This window comes from Mycobacterium sp. ACS4331 (assembly GCF_001667265.1).
In the GTDB taxonomy this organism is placed as follows: domain Bacteria; phylum Actinomycetota; class Actinomycetes; order Mycobacteriales; family Mycobacteriaceae; genus Mycobacterium.
This window is the reverse complement of the sequence record NZ_LZHW01000074.1, coordinates 15,447-33,594: the sequence shown is the minus strand read 5'-3', so window position 1 is coordinate 33,594 and position 18,148 is coordinate 15,447. Positions and strand designations below refer to the sequence as shown.

General features: G+C 68.0%; 13 protein-coding genes. 8 read left to right on the top strand and 5 right to left on the bottom strand.

Features of this window, described 5'->3' with window-relative positions; genetic code table 11:
- The first annotated feature begins 43 nt into the window (after window positions 1-43).
- Window positions 44-1,723: a long-chain-fatty-acid--CoA ligase FadD2 gene (fadD2, locus tag A5727_RS17700; protein ID WP_068252407.1), complete on the top strand. Its 1,680-nt coding sequence runs from the start codon at window positions 44-46 to the stop codon at window positions 1,721-1,723.
- Between the two features lie 41 nt (window positions 1,724-1,764).
- The gene (locus A5727_RS17695; RefSeq protein ID WP_068252358.1) at window positions 1,765-2,544 is read left to right on the top strand and encodes an SDR family NAD(P)-dependent oxidoreductase; all 780 of its coding nucleotides are present in this window, start codon (window positions 1,765-1,767) and stop codon (window positions 2,542-2,544) included.
- A 20-nt stretch (window positions 2,545-2,564) separates the two neighbouring features.
- Here A5727_RS17695 and A5727_RS17690 read toward each other — a convergent pair whose 3' ends face one another.
- The 4 genes from A5727_RS17690 to A5727_RS17675 are packed head-to-tail and all read right to left on the bottom strand — an operon-like array spanning window position 2,565 to window position 7,445.
- Entirely contained in the window at window positions 2,565-4,754 is a 2,190-nt protein-coding gene (locus A5727_RS17690; protein ID WP_068252355.1) for an acyl-CoA dehydrogenase family protein, read from the bottom strand.
- Between the two features lie 23 nt (window positions 4,755-4,777).
- Window positions 4,778-5,734 carry a 2-hydroxyacid dehydrogenase gene (locus A5727_RS17685; RefSeq protein WP_068252402.1) on the bottom strand — a complete coding sequence of 319 codons (957 nt, stop codon included), beginning with the start codon at window positions 5,732-5,734 and terminating at the stop codon, window positions 4,778-4,780.
- Window positions 5,713-6,834 (bottom strand): alpha/beta hydrolase, encoded by a 1,122-nt coding sequence (locus tag A5727_RS17680; protein WP_197507692.1) that lies wholly within the window; start codon window positions 6,832-6,834, stop codon window positions 5,713-5,715. The genes A5727_RS17685 and A5727_RS17680 overlap by 22 nt, the downstream gene beginning before the upstream one ends.
- On the bottom strand, window positions 6,831-7,445 hold the full coding sequence (locus A5727_RS17675; RefSeq protein WP_068252351.1) for a TetR/AcrR family transcriptional regulator: 615 nt from the start codon (window positions 7,443-7,445) through the stop codon (window positions 6,831-6,833). Before A5727_RS17675 ends, A5727_RS17680 begins: the two co-directional genes overlap by 4 nt.
- Window positions 7,446-7,504: 59 nt before the next feature.
- Here A5727_RS17675 and A5727_RS17670 point away from each other — a divergent pair, with 59 nt between their 5' ends.
- A complete protein-coding gene (locus A5727_RS17670; protein WP_068252349.1) occupies window positions 7,505-8,077 on the top strand; it encodes a VOC family protein in 573 nt (190 codons plus the stop codon).
- Window positions 8,078-8,086: 9 nt separating this feature from the next.
- On the opposite strand, the gene A5727_RS17665 is transcribed toward A5727_RS17670, so the two are convergent.
- The gene (locus A5727_RS17665; protein WP_068252347.1) at window positions 8,087-8,743 is read right to left on the bottom strand and encodes a TetR/AcrR family transcriptional regulator; all 657 of its coding nucleotides are present in this window, start codon (window positions 8,741-8,743) and stop codon (window positions 8,087-8,089) included.
- Between the two features lie 74 nt (window positions 8,744-8,817).
- On the opposite strand from A5727_RS17665, the gene A5727_RS17660 reads away from it, so the two are divergent.
- The 5 genes from A5727_RS17660 to eccCa all read left to right on the top strand — a co-directional run bounded on the left by A5727_RS17660 (window position 8,818) and on the right by eccCa (window position 18,147).
- On the top strand, window positions 8,818-9,687 hold the full coding sequence (locus tag A5727_RS17660; RefSeq protein WP_068252342.1) for an oxygenase MpaB family protein: 870 nt from the start codon (window positions 8,818-8,820) through the stop codon (window positions 9,685-9,687).
- Between the two features lie 36 nt (window positions 9,688-9,723).
- Window positions 9,724-10,620, top strand: a complete 897-nt coding sequence (locus A5727_RS17655) for a class I SAM-dependent methyltransferase (RefSeq protein ID WP_068252339.1) — start codon at window positions 9,724-9,726, stop codon at window positions 10,618-10,620.
- A gap of 149 nt (window positions 10,621-10,769) precedes the next feature.
- A complete protein-coding gene (eccA, locus tag A5727_RS17650; protein WP_082949870.1) occupies window positions 10,770-12,614 on the top strand; it encodes a type VII secretion AAA-ATPase EccA in 1,845 nt (614 codons plus the stop codon).
- On the top strand, window positions 12,611-14,158 hold the full coding sequence (eccB, locus tag A5727_RS17645) for a type VII secretion protein EccB (RefSeq protein WP_068252332.1): 1,548 nt from the start codon (window positions 12,611-12,613) through the stop codon (window positions 14,156-14,158). The genes eccA and eccB overlap by 4 nt, the downstream gene beginning before the upstream one ends.
- The gene (eccCa, locus tag A5727_RS17640) at window positions 14,155-18,147 is read left to right on the top strand and encodes a type VII secretion protein EccCa (protein WP_068252327.1); all 3,993 of its coding nucleotides are present in this window, start codon (window positions 14,155-14,157) and stop codon (window positions 18,145-18,147) included. The genes eccB and eccCa overlap by 4 nt, the downstream gene beginning before the upstream one ends.
- The last annotated feature ends 1 nt before the right edge of the window (window position 18,148 follow it).

The window sequence follows — 18,148 nt, the reverse complement described above, 5'->3', positions numbered from 1 at the left end:
CGTTCCAAACCGCGGCGGGGTGTCGTTCCCCTACGCTGTGAACATGCCAAGGCTCACCGACGTGCCCTTCCAAGCAGCAGCCAAACTTCAGCAGTATGCCGAGCGCGGCTCTGCGGAATTGCACTACGCGCGCAAGATGTTCGAAGCCGGAGCCCTGCGGATCGAACAACCGCAGAACATCGTCGCGCTGCTCGCCGACATCCGTCGCTGGGGCGAGTTCGGGATGATCCCGGCGCTCAACGCGCGCCGGAACCCCAACGGCGTCGCGGTGATCGACGACGACGGCCAGATCACGTTCGCCGAACTCGACGCGGCCGCGCACGCGGTGGCCAACGGTCTGCTGGCCAAGGGCGTCAAGGGTGGAGACGGCGTCGCGCTGCTGATCCGCAACCACAGGTGGTTCCTGATCGCGCTGTACGGTGCGGCGCGTGCCGGCGCGCGGATGATCCTGCTCAACAGCGAATTCTCGGGCCCGCAGATCAAGGAGGTCTCCGAGCGCGAGGACGCCAAGGTCATCATCTACGACGACGAATACACCGAGGCCGTCGCGCAGGCCGATCCGCCCTTGGGCAAGCTGCGGGCCCTGGCCACCAACCCGGACAAGCCGGAACCGTCGGGATCCACCGACGAGACGCTGGCCGACCTGGTCGCCCGGTCCGACAACTCGCCGGCCCCGAAGGCCACCAAGCACTCCAAGATCATCATCTTGACCAGCGGCACCACCGGCACCCCCAAGGGTGCCAACCGCAGCACGCCGCCGTCGCTCGCGCCGATCGGCGGCGTGCTCTCGCACGTGCCGTTCAAGGCCGGCGAGGTGACGTCGCTGCCCGCCCCGATGTTCCACGCGCTGGGCTTCCTGCACGCGACGATCGCGATGATGCTCGGCTCCACCCTGGTGCTGCGCCGCCGGTTCAAGCCGGCCACCGTGCTCCAGGACATCGAGAAGCACAAGGTGACGGCCATCGTCGTCGTGCCGGTCATGCTGTCGCGCCTGCTCGACGAGTTGGAGAAGACCGACCCCAAGCCGGATCTGTCGAGCCTGCGCATCGCATTCGTCTCCGGATCTCAGCTGGGCGCCGAACTGGCCACTCGGGCCATGAAGGATCTGGGCCCGATCGTCTACAACCTTTACGGTTCAACAGAAATCGCCTTCGCATCGATCGCCCGTCCGCAGGACCTGAAGAAGAATCCGGCGACGGTCGGTCCTGTGGTGAAGGGGGTGAAGGTCAAGCTGTTCGACGAGAACGGCAAGGAGGTGCCGCGCGGTGAGGTGGGCCGGATCTTCGTGGGCAACACCTTCCCGTTCGAGGGTTACACCGGCGGCGGCGGCAAGGCCATCATCGACGGTCTGATGTCCTCGGGCGACGTGGGCTACTTCGACGAGGACGGGCTTCTCTACGTCAGCGGCCGCGACGACGAGATGATCGTCTCCGGTGGCGAGAACGTGTTCCCGGCCGAGATCGAGGACCTGATCAGCGGTCACCCCGAGGTGGTCGAGGCCACCGCACTGGGCGTCGAGGACAAGGAGTGGGGGCATCGTCTGCGCGCATTCGTGGTCAAGGCCGAGGGCGCGTCCATCGACGAGGCCGCGATCAAGGAGTACGTGAAGGCCAATCTGGCCCGTTACAAGGTGCCGCGTGAGGTGATCTTCCTCGATGAACTGCCGCGCAACCCCACCGGCAAGATCCTCAAACGCGAACTGCGTGACATGGAGATCGACTGACCCGGGGAATAAGCCGATCGCGCCGAGGGTAGTACTGCGGCGTGAACATCGACCTGTCTGGTAAGACCGCGCTCGTCACCGGATCCACCCAGGGCATCGGCCTGGCCATCGCCCAGGGCCTGGTGACCGCGGGCGCTCGCGTGGTGCTCAACGGCCGCACCCAGGCTCGTGTCGACGAGGCGGTCGAGGCGCTGCCGGGCCCGGCGCTCGGAGTTGCCGCCGACGTCGCCACCGAGGCGGGCACGGCAGACCTGTTGGCGCAGATCCCCGCGGTCGACATCCTGGTGAACAACCTCGGCATCTTCGAGGCGGTGCCGCCGCGGGACATCACCGATGATCAGTGGCGCCGTTTCTTCGAGGTCAACGTGCTCTCGGCGGTGCGGCTCATCCGCGCCTACCTGCCGGGCATGGTGGAGGCGGGATGGGGTCGGGCCATCCAGATCGCCAGCGACTCGGCACTGGTGACTCCCGCCGAGATGATCCACTACGGCGTCTCGAAGACGGCGCTGTTGGCGGTCACCCGGGGCTTCGCCAAGGACGCCGCGGGCACGGGAGTCACCGTGAACTCGGTGATCGCCGGCCCGACGCACACGGCGGGCGTCGAGGATTTCGTCTACCAGTTGGTCGACAGGTCACTGCCGTGGGAACAGGCGCAGCGCGAATTCATGCGCAACCACCGCCCGCAGTCACTTCTGCAGCGCCTGATCGAACCCGAGGAGATCGCCCACATGGTGGTGTACCTGGCGTCTCCTCTCGCGTCGGCGACCACGGGCGGGGCGCTTAGAGTCGACGGTGGTTACGTCGACTCGATCGTGCCCTGACGCGTTGCGGCGCTGCACCGTTACGGGTCTCGGGGCAGGCCCAGCAGTCGTTCGGCGATGATGTTCAGCTGCACCTCGGAGGTGCCGCCGTAGATCGTGGTGGCCCGGCTGGCCAGCAGATACTGCGCCCATTCGCCTTCCAGGGTCGACTCATCGCCCAGCACGGCGTCGGTGCCGAACGACGACACCGCGAATTCCGCGTAACCCTGCCCGGTCTTCATCGACAGCAGCTTGGAGATGGCCGCCGAGGGCATGGCGTCTCCACCGGCCAGTGTCAGCAGCGTCGAGCGCATGTTCATCAGCTTGGCGGCGTGCCCCTCGGCGATCAGCACCCCGGCTCGGTTCTGCTCGATCTGGTCGAAGTGCCCGTCGCGCAGGAAGGCGACGAACTTGTCCAGGCTCGGCAGGAACGGCGGTTCACTGCTTCCGATTGAAACCCGTTCGGCGGTAAGGGTGTTGCGGCTGACCTCCCAGCCGCGGTCGACCTCGCCGAGCACCAGGTGGTCGGGCACGAACACGTCATCGATGAACACCGTGTTGAACATCGCGTTGCCGGTGAGCTCGCGCAGTGGCTTGACCTCCACACCCTCGCTGGCCATGTCCAGCAGGAAGTAGGTGATGCCATTGTGTTTTGGAGCGCTTGGGTTCGTCCTCGCCAACAGGGCGCCCCACTGGGAGTACTGCGCTCCGGTGGTCCAGATCTTCTGCCCGGTGATCCGCCAACCTCCATCGACCTTGGTGGCTTTGGTGGTCAGGCTCGCCAGGTCTGATCCGGCGCCGGGTTCGGAGAACAGCTGGCACCAGATCATCTCGCCGCGGAACGTCGGCGGCAGGAACCGCTGTTTCTGCTCATCGGTGCCGAACGCCACGATCGACGGGATGATCCAGGCCGCGATGCCCATCGCGGGCCGTTTGACCCGGCCGCTCGCGAACTCCTGGGCGATGATGATCTGCTCGATGGGGGAGGCGGCGCGGCCCCAGGGCTTCGGCAGATGCGGCTGCACCCAACCGGCCTCGGCGATCGCCGTGGTGCGTTCCTCGCGTGGGATCTCTTTCAGCGCAGCGACTTCCGCGCGGATCTCGTCCCGCAGCTTCTCGGTGTCCGGGTCGAGGTCGATGTCGATGCCGCGCATCCCCGTCGCGGTCGCGTGGTCGACGACGCGTTGCGGGTAGTCGGCGGCGCGGCCGAATGCCGCCGCGATCACCAGGGCCCGGCGGTAGTACACGTTGGTGTCGTGCTCCCAGGTGAACCCGATTCCGCCGTGCACCTGGATGCAGTCCTCAGCGCAGTGCTGTGCGGCGGTCGGGGCGAGCGTCGCCGCGACCGCGGCGGCGAATCCGACGTGTGAATCCTCTGCGCCCGCCGCGGCCTCGTCGACTGCCCTTGCGGCATCCCAGACTGCGGCCGTCGCACGTTCGGTGACCGCGATCATGTTGGCGCACTTGTGTTTCACGGCCTGGAACTGGCCGATGGGCCGACCGAACTGCTCACGGATCTTGGCGTAGGCCGCGGCGGTGTCGGTGGCCCAGCGGGCGACGCCCACGGCCTCGGCCGACAGCAGCGTCGAGATGAGGGCGTGTGCGGTCTCGCGGCTGAGGTTCGCGAGCACCCGTTCGTCGCCGACCTCGACGGCGTTGGCGCGCACATGGGCCACCGGACGCAGCGGGTCGAGGCTTGTGACGGGTTCGATCTCGAGAGAGTCGGCATCGAGGATGACCCATTCCTCGCCCGAGTCGATCGCGACCGGGAGCACCAGCAGCCCGGCCTGACCCGCCGCCGGCACGGCGCGCACCTCGCCGCGGATCACCAGGGTGTCCCCGGACCGGGTCGCGGTCAGACCCGAGTCGATCGCGTAGGCCGCGATGGCCGCTCCGGAGGCCAGATCGGCGAGGACTGCGCTGTGCGGATCATTCGCGGCGATCAGCGCACTGGCGATCGCGGAGGGAACGAATGGGCCGGGCACGGCGCCGTAGCCGAATTCGGCCAGCACGATTGCCAGTTCGAGAATCCCGAAACCCTGGCCTCCGACCGATTCGGCGAGGTGTACGCCCGTCAGGCCCTGATCGGCGGCGGACTGCCAATAGGGCGGCGGGTTGTCCACCGGGGTCTCCAGCCCCTCGTGCAGCACCTCCGACGGCACGGCCCGTGCCACCAGGGAACGCACCGAGTCGGCCAGGTCTGCATGCTCGGTGTTGATCGCGATCGGCATGGTCGCCCTTTCTCGAGAACGGGTCAGTTCACCACGAAGTAGGGCTGCTGCCCGTCCACGAGCCGGCGGCAGTTCTTCAGCGCGTGATCCAGGTAGCGGTCCATGGTGTCGGCGGTGAACCAGCTGACGTGTGGCAGCAGCAGCGCGTTGTCGAGGCTCAGCAGCGGGTTGTCGGCTGCGACGGGCTCCTCGGCGAAGACGTCGAGACCGGCGGCCGACAGCTGACCGGACGTGAGGGCGTCGACCAGGGCGTCCTGATCGACGATCGCTCCGCGTGCGGTGTTGACCAGAATGGCACCGGGTTTCATCTTGGCCAACGCCGCGGCGTCGATGAGACCTTCGGTCGACGGTGTCAACGGGGCGTGGATCGACACGATGTCGCTCTTCTTCAACAGGTCGTCGAGTGTCATCCACGAGACGCTGTGTTCGTCCCGGCGCGTCGTGGTGTGCAGCACCTGGGTGCCCATCGACCGCAGGATCTGCTCGACGCGCTTGCCGACGCTGCCGAATCCGATCAGTCCCACGGTGCAGCTGCCCAGGTCGCGGACCCGGTCCCCGAGGGTGGGATCGGTCGGCCAACCGGTTCCGGCTCGGGTGGCCCGGTCCAGTTCGGGAAGCCTGCGAAGCGCCGCCAACATGAGCATCACGGTGCACTCGGCGACCGAGGCCGCATTCGCCCCGGGCATGTTGCACACCGTGATTCCGCGCTTGGTCGCGGTCTCGACGTCGATGGTGTTGACGCCCGAGCCCAGCTTGTGGATGAGCTTGAGCTTGGGAGCCTTCTCCAGGTCGGCCCCCGACAGCGGGCGCAGCACGTGCCAGATCACCTCCGCTTCGGGCAGCTGACGGTAGAACGCGTCGTCATCGTCTTCGGGCACCCAGCGCACGTCCAGCCAGGCCGACTCCGCGGCGATCTTCTCCGCGGCACGCTCACCGGGTTTGAAGTGCGCCAGGACCCTTATCGCCTTATCGTCAGCCATTCCGCGATGGTATCCGCCTGCTGATCGCGGGCACCCGGGGTTGTGAAGTAGTGGTCGGAGTCGATGGCCACCGATGTCTTGTCGGTGCTGGCCAGCGCGGTGAAGATGCGTTCGGCATCGGACGGGAACACTCCGGTGTCCTGCGTCGCGTTGATGACGAGGGCCGGACATGTGATGCGCGCCAGATGGGGTTCGGCGCGAGTCTGGGCGTGCCGCAGACTCCACATGCCGATCCAGTTGCGCAGGGTGCAGGCCGCTGCGATGCCGCGGGCCGACCGGTTGGCCCGGACCGGTTCGCCCGCGTAGCACAGGTTAGGCGTGCGATTGGTCGGCTCGATCGTCGGATCCACCATGCGCGGGTCGGCCCAGGTCCGCATCACGGTGAACGGGCGGTCGGAGAACCCGGCGGCGCGCACGCGCTTCAGTTCGGCCTCGACCCAGTCGGTGATGGCCTCGTTGCGGGCCACCTGAGCCCGGCGGTAGCGCGCCACGAAGTCGGGGGAGAAGGGCGGGCCGTGGTGGCCGCCGAACAGGTCCAGGTCGGGTGCGGTGGCCACGGGGTCGGCCTCATCGACGACGGCGCCGTCCATCCACGCGGTCAGCACCTCGGGGCGGCCGGGATGGGCGGCGCTGGCGACGTAGGCGTCGGCGGCGGGCAGATCGTCGAGTCCGGCCGCGGGGCGCATCCCCTGCAGTGGCCTGACATTGGGGTCGACGGCCTGGGACTGGTAGGCGGCCATCAGCGATCCTCCGCCGGAGTTTCCCAGCAGAACAACGGTTTCCGCTTTCGCCACCTCACGCAGCCAACGCACGCCGACGCCGATGTCGACCAGTGCGTGGTCGAGCAGGAAGTTGGTCTCGAAGCCGCGGAACCGGGTGTTCCAGCCCAGAAAGCCGACCCCGCGCGCGGCCATGTACTCGGCCAGATAGTGCTCGGAGAAGTCGATCTGATAGTGCGTGGCGATCATCGCCACCTTGGGCCATCGGCCGGCGGGTCGGTGGTAGAGGCCTTGGCAGGGGTGGCCGCCGGCACCCGCGCGTCCCGCCGTCGGGGAGTCCAGGCCGACGAATTCACGGATGATCTCGGGGGTGGCCGTCACGGGTCCTCCTTGCTGAAGATGGCGCGGTAGAAGATGTTCGACAGCGTCCTGATGCACGCTTCGTCATCGACGTCGGACGCTGCCCGCCCGTTTCGGCCCGCCAACTGGACGTAGCAGAACTGGTTGAGCATCGAGACGATCGCGGACGCCATCAGGTGCGGGTCGTCGTCGGGGCAGTGCCCCAGCCGTTGCGCGCGCTTGACCATCTCCGTGATGAACCGCAGCGGGATCTCACACATCTGGGCCCAGTGTTCGGCGAAGTCGGCATTGATCATCGCGAGTTGGGAGACGCTGACCATCTCGGCGAGGCGATGACGGTAGGTGTGCCAGTGGGCCGCGGTGGCTTCGCGAACCCGTTCGCGGTCGGAGAGCCCGTGGCGGATCACCGTCTGCGCGCGGTCCCCCGCCTCGTCGCGGAAGCGCACCGCCCAGGCGCGGACCATGGCCTCTTTGGAGTCGTAATAGTTGTAGAAGGACGCCGGGGAACGTCCGGCCTCGGCGGCGATGTCGGCGACGGTCGCGGCCAGGATCCCCTTGCGGGCGATCACGGCGCGTGCGGCGTCGTCGATGGCGGCCTGCGTCGCACGCCCGCGCCGCGTCGGTTGGGTCACGCCGGAACTCCTCGTCTTCGGCCATTGGTCAGAACTGAATCTGATGTTACATTCAGGTTATGATCAAGCCGCGGAACGTCAACACCGAGTTCGAACTGGGCGGCATCAATCACGTCGCCCTGGTGTGCGCGGACATGCAGCGCACGGTCGACTTCTACAGCGGTGTGCTGGGAATGCCGCTGATCAAATCCCTGGATCTGCCGAACGGCATGGGGCAGCACTTCTTCTTCGATGCCGGGGGCGGTGCGTGCGTGGCGTTCTTCTGGTTCGCCGACGCGCCCGACCGGGTGCCCGGCGTCTCGTCGCCCGACGCGCTGCCCGGTCTCGGTGAGATCGTCAGCGCCGTGAGCACCATGAATCACCTGGCGTTCCATGTTCCCGAGGAGCAGTTCGACGCCTACCGGCAGAAGCTCAAGGACAAGGGGGTGCGCGTCGGTCCGGTGCTGAATCACGACGAGAGCCCGGCCCAGGTGGCCCGGCACCTCCACCCCGGCGTCTATGTGCGGTCCTTCTACTTCACCGATCCCGACGGCATCACGCTCGAGTTCGCCTGCTGGACCAAGGAGTTCACCGAGTCGGACACTGGGACGGTGCCGCGCACGGCGGCGGACAGGCGCGTGCCGACCCCCTGATCGCGGGTCTCACTCGCGGAACAGGTGCGGATTGTTGAGATCGTCGATGATCGCGACCAGCAGTTCGATGAACTCCTCGCTGGACATCGCGACCTCGCCCGTGAGCCATGCGCTGATGGTCTGACGGAGTCCGCCCAGGACGAAGTTGGTGGTGGCCTTGAGCCTGCTGCTACCGCCCACCCGCAGCACGGTCTGGATGTGCCGATCGCCGAGGTTGACGAACAGCTCGGTTCGCTGCGCCCGCATCCGCAGGATCACCGCGTTGGACAGTTCGGTGCTGAACAGCAGCCGTCCGATCCGGGGATCCTCGGCGATGGTCCGCACGATGCTCGTGATGCCGGCGCGGTTCTGGTCGGCCGGCGCAACGTCGGCCACGGCGGCCTGCGTGGTGGTCGCCAGCTTCTCGGCGGCAGCGTCGAACACCGCCTCCACGAACGCGTCCTTGTCGGCGAATGCCTCGTAGAAGTATCGCGCCGTCAGGCCGGCCCTGGTGCAGATGGCGCGCACCGTCAGATCGTCGGGATCGGTCTGCCCGAGCAGATCCAGGCCCGCGTCGATCAACTGCTGGCGGCGTCGGGCCAGCCGCTCCCCGGCCTGGACGCCGCGATAGGGGCGCTGCGCTCTGTCAGCACTGTCTGGATGCCCGGCCTCTGCCACGGACCTCATATTGACACTCGATCACAGTCAGGCGCTAAAATTCCGACAACACTCGTTATCACTTTTCAAGGCAGGTCACGTCAATGACGATCAGCGATGTCCGTCCCGCGCCCGCGCGCCGAACCCGTCGAGGTGCCAGCATCGACGACGGGTTGATGGGAGTGGCGCTGCTGGCCGGCCCGGCCAACGTCATCATGCAGTTGGCGCAACCGGCCGTCGGCTACGGCGTGATGGAGAGCCGCGTCGAGAGCGGTCGCGTGGACCGGCACCCGGTGAAGCGGGCCCGCACGACGTTCACCTACCTTGCGGTGGCCACCAACGGCACCGATGAGCAGAAGGCGGCATTCCGGCGTGCGGTCAACCGCGCGCACGCCCAGGTGTACTCCAACGAGGACAGCAGGAGCCCGGTCGCGTACAACGCGTTCGACAAGGACCTCCAACTGTGGGTGGGCGCGTGTCTCTACAAGGGCGGCGTCGACGTCTATCGCACCTTCATCGGCGAGATGGACGAAGAGACGGCTGACCGGCACTACCGCGAGGGCATGCCCCTGGCGACGACGCTGCAGGTGCCCGAGGAGATGTGGCCGCAGGACCGCGCGGCTTTCGAGCGGTACTGGAACGAATCGCTGGAGAAGGTGCACATCGACGACGCGGTCCGGGAGTACCTGCACCCGATTGCGATCAACCGTCTCCGCGGAATGCGGCTGCCCGGTCCGCTGCAGCGCAGGCATGAGGACTTCTGGCAGCTCGTCACGACGGGGTTCCTGCCGCAGAAGTTCCGCGACGAGATGCGGCTGCCGTGGGATCCGCAGCGGCAGCAGCGGTTCGACCGACTGATGGCCGCGCTGCGCACTGCAAACAACGTGCTGCCCAGGGTCGCGCGCCAGTTCCCGTTCAATGTCCTGCTCAAGGATCTGGACTGGCGCGTGCGGACGGGCCGCCCTCTGGTCTGACGAACCCTTCAGCTTGCGGGCGTAGCATCCGCGCGCATGCGGACTGACAACGACTCCTGGGACATCACCACCAGCGTCGGCTCGACGGCCCTCTTCGTCGCGGCGGCGCGCGCGCTTGAGGCGCAGAAGGCCGATCCGGTTGCGGTGGACGCGTACGCCGAGGTGTTCTGTCGGGCGGCGGGCGGGCCGTGGGCCGAGGCCCTCGACCACCCTGAGGGCGAGAGCAGGCTTCGCACTGAGGATTTCGGCACCCACTTCGTCAACTTCCAGGGCGCCCGGACCCGGTGGTTCGATGACTTCTTCGCCGCTGCCGCATCCCACGGGGTGCGGCAGATGGTCATCCTTGCCGCGGGCCTGGACTCGCGGGCCCACCGATTGCCGTGGCCGGACGGCACGGTGATCTACGAGTTGGACCAACCTCGGGTGCTCGACTTCAAGCGCGAGGTGCTCGAAGCCCGGGGAGAGTCCCCCGCGGCCACCCGCGTCGAGGTCGCCGTGGATCTGCGCGACGACTGGCCCGCCGCACTGCGCGCCGCCGGGTTCGACCCCGCCCTCCCCAGCGCCTTCGTCGCCGAGGGCCTGATGATCTACCTGCCGGCCACGGCGCAGGGCCAACTGTTTGCCGGCATCGACGCGCTCACCGCCCCCGGCAGCCACGTGGGGATCGAGGAGGGCCAACCCATGCCCGCTCCCGCGTTCGAGGCCGCCAAGGCCGCCGAACTCGCCGCGGGCGGAGATGCGGCGTTCTTCACGCTCGTCTACAACGAGAAGTTCGCCGACGCCGACGAGTGGTTCGGCGCGCACGGGTGGGATGCGGCGCGCACGCCACTGGCCGAACTCCTGAGAGGGCTGGGTCGGTCGCTGCCGCCGGCGGGTTCTCAGGCCGAGTCGATGATCAACGCGAACACCCTGGTCAAGGCCATAAAGCGGTAGAACTTCCCGGGTTGGTCCCGCCCCAGGGGAAGCCTCGACAGTTAGCTTATGCAATGCTAACTTCTGCAAGTTGGCGTGAACAAGTTAACGCCGTGTACTAGTCGAGGAGACGGGGTGGGAGCGGCCTTGCTGCGCCCGCAGGAATGACTATGGGTACCGCAGACAACGGCACTGATGTGCTCACGGCGCTGGCCGCCGCTCGGGTTGACGATGACGTGGTCAGCCGCTTCGCGACGTGCTGCAAAGCGCTCGGCCTGACGGTCTATGACCGCAGACGGCCCGCGGACCTCGCCGCGGCCCGGTCCGGCTTTGCCGCGTTGACCCGGGTCGCGCATCAGCAGTGCGATGCATGGACCGGCCTCGCCGCCGCGGGCGACACCTCGGTGCCGGTCCTCCAGGCGATAGCGGACACACTGCCCACCGCGGGCCTGCTGCAGCGCCGTATCGAACTGGAGTCCGCGGCGCTGGGCTTCATCTATGACACCGGCCTGTACCTGCAGTTGCGCGCGACCGGACCCGACGACTTCCGGCTGGCCCATGCCGCGGCGTTGGCCGCCGCCGGCCGCCCGGCCGACGCCGACGCGATCGTCTCGGAGATCCGGTCCCGGCGCGCCGGCTGGCACGACGCGCGCTGGGTCGCCGCCGCGATCCACTATCGCGCGCAGCGCTGGTCGGACGTCGTCAAGCTGCTCACCCCGATCGTCAACGACAAGGACCTCGACGCGGTCTTCGCGCACGCCGTGAAGATCGCCCTGGGCACCGCGCTGGCCCGGTTGGGCATGTTCGCGCCCGCGCTGTCTTACCTCGAGGACCCCAACGGTCCGATCGCGGTCGCGGTCGTCGACGGCTCGCTGGCCAAGGCGCTGGCGTTGCGCGCGCACGGTGACGAGGAGACCGCGTCCGAGGTCCTGCAGGATCTGTATGCGGCCAATCCCGAGAACGAGCAGGTCGCCGAGGCCCTGTCGGATCCGTCCTTCGGGATCGTCACGACGTCGGCCGCCCGGATCGAGGCCCGCACAGATCCCTGGGACCCCGAGACCGAGCCCAGCGACGCCGACTTCATCGACCCGGGCGCACATGAGCGCAAGGCCACGCTGCTGGCCGAGGCCGAGCAGCAGTTGGGTGAGTTCATCGGTCTCGATGAGGTCAAGGATCAGGTGTCGCGGCTCAAGTCTTCGGTCGCGATGGCCCTGCTGCGTCAGGAACGGGGCCTGGCCGTCGCGCAGCGTTCGCATCACCTGGTGTTCGCGGGCCCGCCCGGAACCGGTAAGACCACGATCGCGCGCGTGGTCGCCAAGATCTACTGCGGCCTGGGGCTGTTGAAGAAGGAGAACGTCCGCGAGGTGCACCGTGCCGACCTGATCGGACAGCACATCGGCGAGACCGAGGCCAAGACCAACGCGATCATCGACAGCGCACTCGACGGTGTGCTGTTCCTCGATGAGGCCTACGCCCTGGTCGCCACGGGCGCCAAGAATGACTTCGGTCTCGTCGCGATCGACACACTGCTGGCGCGCATGGAGAACGATCGCGACCGCCTCGTGGTGATCATCGCGGGTTACCGCGCTGACCTCGACCGGTTCCTGGACACCAACGAGGGCCTGCGCTCCCGTTTCACGCGCAGCATCGACTTCCCGTCGTACACGCCCTCGGAACTGGTCGAGATCGCCAATTCCATGGCACAGCAGCGCGACAGCGTGTTCGAGGATGCGGCCCGGGCTGACCTTGAGAAGCTGTTCACCCACCTGGCCTCGGCGATGATGCCCGACGCCAACGGTGTGGACCGCCGCAGCCTGGACATCGCCGGCAACGGCCGATTCGTCCGCAACGTGGTCGAGCGGTCGGAGGAGGAGCGCGAGTTCCGCCTCGACCACTCCGAGGCCGCGGGTACAAATTCGTTCTCTGACGAGGAGCTGATGACGATCACCGCCGGTGATGTGGGCAAGGCTGTGGCGCCGCTGCTTCGCGGCCTGGGACTGTCGGTGCCCGCATGAGCGACGACAAGCGGCGTGACGGCAGCGCCGAGGACTCCGAACGGCGGTCCTTCGCCTCGCGCACCCCGGAGAACACCAACCTCGACGCGGTCACCTATCGGCGCGGCTTCGTCACCCGACATCAGGTGACGGGCTGGCGCTTCGTGATGCGCAGGCTGGCGTCCGGGGTGGCGCTGCATGACACCCGCATGCTGGTCGACCCACTGCGCACCCAGACTCGGGGGGTGATCCTCGGTGCCCTGATCGTGGTCACGGGACTGCTTGGCTGCCTGATCTTCTCCTGGATTCGCCCCGGCGGCACGGTGGGCAGCAGCGTGATCCTGGCCGACCGCGACAGCTCGGCCCTCTACGTCCAGGTGAACGGGAAGGTTCATCCCGTTCTCAACCTCACCTCGGCACGCCTGATCGCCGGTGCGGCCGACAAACCGACCGCGGTCCGCAGCGCACAGCTCGACGAACTGCCGCGCGGGGCGATGATCGGCATCGCCGGGGCACCCGAACGCATGGTGCAGAACGCCTCCCGCGACGGCGACTGGACGGTGTGCGACGGCGTCGGCTCCACCGACCCCGGGGTGACCGTCATCGCCGGTGCGCCCGCCGAGGGCAGCGAACGGGCCGCGACACTGGCCGCCGACCACGCCATCCTGGTGTCCTCCGGCGGCGGTGCATGGCTGCTGTGGGAGGGCCGCCGAAGCCCCATCGACCTGACCGACCGTGCCGTCACATCCGCGCTCGGCCTGAGCGCGAACCTCCCTGCGCCACGGCCGATCTCGGCGGGCCTGTTCAATGCGATCCCGGAAGGCCAGCCGTTGCGGGCACCGGTGATTCCCCAGGCCGGTGGGCCTGCGGGATTCCCGCTGCCCGTGCCCGCACCCGTTGGTGCGGTCGTGATCGCATACGGCACCGACGGCTCAGTGCTGCACTACGCCGTGCTGCCCGACGGGCTGCAGCCCGTCTCACCGGTCCTGGCCGCTCTGCTGCGCAACACCAATTCGCACGGCCTCGACCAGCCGCCGCGGCTGGACCCCGATGAGATCGCGAAGCTGCCTGAGTCCCGCCTGCTCGACACCGCGAGCTACCCGGCGCAGCAGCTGACGCTCGTCGATCCCGCGGCGGCACCGATCAGCTGCGTGCGCTGGACCAAGGCCGCAGACGCCAGCACCAGTTCGTTGACCCTGCTGTCGGGTGCCGCGCTGCCCATCGCCGACGGTGTCCGTCCGCTGGACCTGTTGGCCGGCGGTGCGGCCACAGCGGCCCGAGTCGCGCTGCCCGTCGGCACCGGATACCTGACCCAGACCGTGGGGCAGGAACCGGAGTCGCCGATCGCCGGTTCGCTGTTCTGGATCGCCGACACCGGCGTGCGGTACGGCATCGAAGCCGACAACGCCGAGGAACTCGCGAAGACCGTTGCGGCGCTGGGCCTGACCCCGCCACCCGCCGACATTCCGTGGTCAGTGCTGTCGCTGTTCGCGCCCGGCCCCGCGCTGTCCAAAGCGGACGCGCTGACCGCCTACACCAGCAACGCTGGGACGGAGACCCGATGAGCAGGTTGATTTTCGAGGCACGCCGGCGACTGCCGCAGCCTGCGCTCCGCAAGGGGACCATCACGATCGAGGCGCCGCCCGAGCTGCCCCGGGTGATTCCGCCGTCGCTGCTGCGTCGCGCGTTGCCCTATCTGATCGTCATCCTGATCGTGGGCATGGTCGTGGCGATGGTCGCCACGGGGATGCGGATGATCTCACCGCAGATTCTGTTCTTCCCCTTCGTGCTCCTGTTGGCCGCCACCGCGCTCTACCGCGGCACCGACAACAAGATGCGCACCGAGGAGGTCGACGCCGAGCGCGCGGACTACCTGCGTTACCTGTCGGTCGTCCGCGACAACGTGCGCCAGCAGGCCGCCGACCAGCGTGCCGCACTGCTGTGGTCACACCCCGACCCGGTGGATCTTCCTGCGGTGCTGAGCAGTTCGGGCTCGCGGCGGCAGTGGGAGCGCGACCCCCACGACTCCGACTTCCTGGTGATCCGCACGGGCCTGCACGACGTTCCGCTGGACACGGCGCTGCGCGTCAAGGACACGGTCGACGAGGTCGACCTCGAGCCGGTCTCCTACAGCGCGCTGCGCTCGCTGCTGGAGACGCAGCGCACCGTGCGCCAGGCGCCCACCGGCATCAACCTGACCAAGATCTCGCGGCTGACGGTGCTCGGTGACACCGCCGAAGTTCACGCGGCGGTGCGGGCGTGGATCGCTCAGGCGGTGACCTGGCACGACCCCGGCGTCCTCGGTGTGGCACTGGCCAGTCCGAAGCTGGACTCGCCGGACTGGTCCTGGCTGAAATGGCTTCCGCACGTTGATGTTCCGGGCGTGATCGACGGCGTCGGTCCGGCCCGCTTCCTGGCGCCCAGCGCCGACGAGCTCATCGCCAAGATCGGTCCCATGCTGGCCGAGCGGCCGGTGTTCGACGGATCCGACGCCAGCGCGCTGGGACTGCGGCACCTTCTGATCATCGTCGACGATCCCGACTGCGACCTGTCCGCGTCGGTGCTCTCGGCGGCCTGGGCCGGCGTCACGGTCGTACACCTCTCCGACGTGCCACCGCACCGGGAGCAGTACCCCGATCCCGAGAAGCCCATCTTCACGATCGGCGACGGACGAATCGAACGCTGGGGCGCCAACGGCTGGCAGCGCGCCGTCGACCGGGCCGACGCCTTGGCCTCCGACGAGACCGCGCATCTGGCGCGGCAGCTGTCGCGGTGGGATTCCAATCCCACACACGCCGGGCTGCGCTCGGCCGGCACCAGCGGCGCGACGTTCACGACGCTGCTCGACATCGCCGACGCCACGCAGTTGGACGTCCCGACACTGTGGGCCCCGCGCAGCCGGGACGAGGAGTTGAGGGTGCCGATCGGCGTCACCGCGACCGGCGAGCCGCTGTACTTCGACCTCAAGGATGAGGCCGAGGGCGGCATGGGACCGCACGGCCTGATGATCGGTATGACCGGTTCCGGCAAGTCCCAGACCCTGATGTCGATCCTGTTGTCGCTGTTGACCACTCACTCGGCTGACCGGCTGATCGTGATCTACGCCGACTTCAAGGGCGAGGCCGGGGCGGACATCTTCCGCAACTTCCCTCAGGTCGTCGCCGTGATCTCCAACATGGCGGAGAAGAAGTCGTTGGCCGACCGCTTCGCCGACACCCTGCGCGGTGAGGTCGCGCGCCGTGAGACCCAGTTGCGCGATGCCGGTCGCCGGATCCAGGGCAGTGCGTTCAACTCGGTCACCGAGTACGAGGCCGCGATCGCGGCCGGGCACGACCTGCCTCCGATGCCGACGCTGTTCGTGGTCGCCGACGAGTTCACACTCATGCTCGCCGACCATCCCGAGTACGCCGAACTGTTCGACTACGTCGCCCGCAAGGGTCGCTCGTTCCGGATCCACATCCTGTTCGCGTCGCAGACGCTGGACATCGGCAAGATCAAGGACATCGACAAGAACACGTCGTATCGGATCGGCCTGAAGGTCGCCAGTCCGTCGGTGTCTCGCCAGATCATCGGGGTCGAGGACGCGTATCACATCGAGTCGGGCCGAGAGCACAAGGGCGTCGGCTTCCTGGTCCCCGCTCCCGGCGCGGATCCGATCAAGTTCCGCAGCACCTACGTCGACGGCATCTACGATCCGCCGCGGCGCCCCAGATCCGTTGTGGTGCCGGCTGATCCTCGCCCGCAGCTGTTCACCGCAGCCGAGGTCGACGCCGACCAGGACATCGTCGTGGTGCCGTTCGACGAGACCGACGTCCCCATCGGGCCGCCGAAGAAGCTGATCGCCACGATCGGTGACCAACTGGCCGGCTACGGCCCGCGAGCGCCTCGCCTGTGGCTCGCTCCGCTCGATGAGCCGGTTGCGCTGTCCAGCGTGCTGGCCGACGCCGCTGTCCCCGAGGGCCGCGGGGTGTGGCCACTCGGCGAGATCGACCGGCCCTTCGAAATGCGCCGTGATCCGCTGCTTTTCGACGCCACGTCGGCGGCGGGCAACCTGCTTGTCCACGGTGGCGCGAAGTCGGGCAAGTCGACCGCCCTGCAGACGTTCATCCTGTCGGCCGCGTCGACCCACTCACCGCGCGACGTCGTGTTCTACTGCCTGGACTACGGCGGCGGACAGCTGCGGCCGCTCGAGTCGCTGGCGCACGTCGGCAGTGTCGCCTCGCCGCTGGAGCCCGAACTCATCCGCCGCACATTCGGTGAGCTCGAGCAGCTTCTGGCGCGCCGCCGCCAGGCTGGCCCGGGGGAGATCCACCCGCGGGTGTTCCTGGTGATCGACAACCTCTACGCGTTCGGCCGGGACAACACCGACCAGTTCAACACGCGGAACCCGCTGCTGAACAAGGTGACCGAACTGGCCAACAACGGCCTGGCGTATGGGATCCACGTCGTCGTCACCACGCCCAACTGGCTCGAGGTCCCGCTGGCCATGCGCGACGGCCTGGGGATGCGTCTGGAAATGCGACTGCCCGATCCACGGGACAGCAACGTCCGGGTGGCCGGATCGGTGCGTCGGCCGGCCGAGAGCGTGCCGTACGACCAGCCCGGTCGCGGCCTGACGATGGCCGCCGAGCACTTCCTGTTCGCGGCACCGGAGTTGGGGCGCATCGACGAGATCAACGCGCGGCATCAGGGAGTCGCGGCGCCGGCCGTGCGCCTGCTGCCGACCGATCTGGACCCGGCCGCCGTCGCTCCGCTGTGGGTGGGACCAGAGCAGGTCGTCATCGGTCAGCGCGAAGAGGATCTCGCGGCCGTGTCGGTCGACTTCGCCGCACATCCGCTGCTGATGGCCCTCGGCGACACCAAGTCCGGCAAGACGACGCTGCTGCGCCACATCATCCGCACGGTGCGCGAGAACTCGACGTCCGACGAGGTGGCCTTCACCGTGCTGGACCGTCGTCTGCATCTGGTCGAGGAACCCCTGTTCCCGGACAACGAGTACACGGCCAACATCGACCGAATCACCCCGGCGATGCTCGGTCTCGCGGCCATCATCGAGGGGCGCCGTCCTCCTGCCGGCCTGGCGCCGGCCGAGCTGGCCAAGTGGGACTACCGGTCTGACTCGTCGGGCGGCCACACGCACTACCTGATCATCGACGACGTCGACCAGATCCCCGACGCCCCGGCGATGTCCGGACCGTATGTGGGTCAGCGGCCGTGGACTCCTCTGATCGGCCTGCTCTCGCAGGCGGCGGATTTGGGTCTGCGGGTGATCGTCACAGCCCGTGCGACCGGTTCCGGACACGCCCTGATGACCAACCCGTTGTTGCGAAGGATGAATGAACTGCAGGCGACAACGCTGATGCTGTCGGGGAATCCGCAGGATGGCGGCAAGATTCGCGGTCATCGGTTCTCTCGGCTGCCCGCGGGCCGCGCGGTGCTGCTCGACGACACCGACACCCCGACCCATGTCCAGCTCGTCAATCCGTTGATCGGCATGAGCACCACCCACTCCAGCACCAACAACTCCAGCACCAACAACGAAGGAAGGGAGTAAC